The sequence below is a fragment of the Bacillus sp. CGMCC 1.60114 genome (assembly GCF_042676365.1).
Taxonomy (GTDB): domain Bacteria; phylum Bacillota; class Bacilli; order Bacillales; family Bacillaceae_G; genus Bacillus_A; species Bacillus_A rhizoplanae_A.
Genome location: NZ_JBHTHG010000055.1, coordinates 1 through 827, shown reverse-complemented (window position 1 = coordinate 827; position 827 = coordinate 1). Strand labels below are relative to the sequence as shown.

Annotated in this window: 1 protein-coding gene and 1 pseudogene; one reads left to right on the top strand and one right to left on the bottom strand. The window is 33.6% G+C overall.

The window, feature by feature from the left end:
• Nucleotides 1-260: 260 nt before the first annotated feature.
• On the bottom strand, nt 261-398 hold the full coding sequence (locus ACFQZ1_RS10680; protein ID WP_377882186.1) for a hypothetical protein: 138 nt from the start codon (nt 396-398) through the stop codon (nt 261-263).
• Between the two features lie 157 nt (nt 399-555).
• On the opposite strand from ACFQZ1_RS10680, the pseudogene ACFQZ1_RS10675 reads away from it, so the two are divergent.
• Nucleotides 556-810 (top strand): annotated as a pseudogene (locus ACFQZ1_RS10675) (recombinase family protein); the annotation flags it as partial.
• Nucleotides 811-827: the final 17 nt, after the last annotated feature.

Sequence of the window (827 nt, the reverse complement as noted above, 5' to 3'; positions counted from 1 at the left end):
TATCACTCCATTTTCAAGTACAATTATTAACTTGCTTATCCATTAGCAGAGTTCTAAAGTTAATGCCCCTACGAGTTAAAGTAATGGGGAAAATTGATAAGAATACACTACATACATAAAGTATGGAAGCTAAAACGAAATAAGTACAGAAAATTCCCACCTGCTATACAATTAAAAAGAATTTGTGGTAAAAATCGGAACAATAATTTAAGTATTAAATAAAGGTCCGTTTACGTTCATGACAATACGGATTTTTGACTTCATTCTTCCCACTCTGTCCAATAAGCACAATCATTTTCATACATTTCTTCGTATTCTTTAGGTGTATATTCTTTATACAGGCATTCTTCGGAACAGTAGTATGCTAGTCCATCATCAATGCAATAACCCTCTATCATATCTTGACCACATACAGTACAAATTCTTGTATATTCCTCTTCTAAAAAATCATCATCAGCAAACCTATTAGGTGAAACACTGATAAAGAATGAGTTGTATCCATTTTCATCTTGTCCCCACCATCAGTAATAGCACTCGGTTTCTTCAGTTTGCACTAACATATTATCAGCATTTGTAGAAAAAGAGCGCACTGATATTAAACAACGTCAAGCTGAAGGAATTGCTCTTACTAGAAAACAAGGAAAACATTTAGGGCGTCCTCCTGTCGAAATAACAGAAGAATTTATTGAAGCTTATAAGGAATGGAAATCCGGTTCGATTACTGCAGTAGGAGCCATGAAAAAGTATGGCATCAAACGTTCTTCATTTTATAAACTTGCCAAACAGTATGAAGAAAGAATCAAAAATTAGAGAGGTGAAAATTCAAT

What these genes read in the sequence shown, in the direction of transcription:
- ACFQZ1_RS10680 (WP_377882186.1), bottom strand. Translation starts at nt 398, where the DNA reads ATGATAGAGGGTTATTGCATTGATGATGGACTAGCATACTACTGTTCC.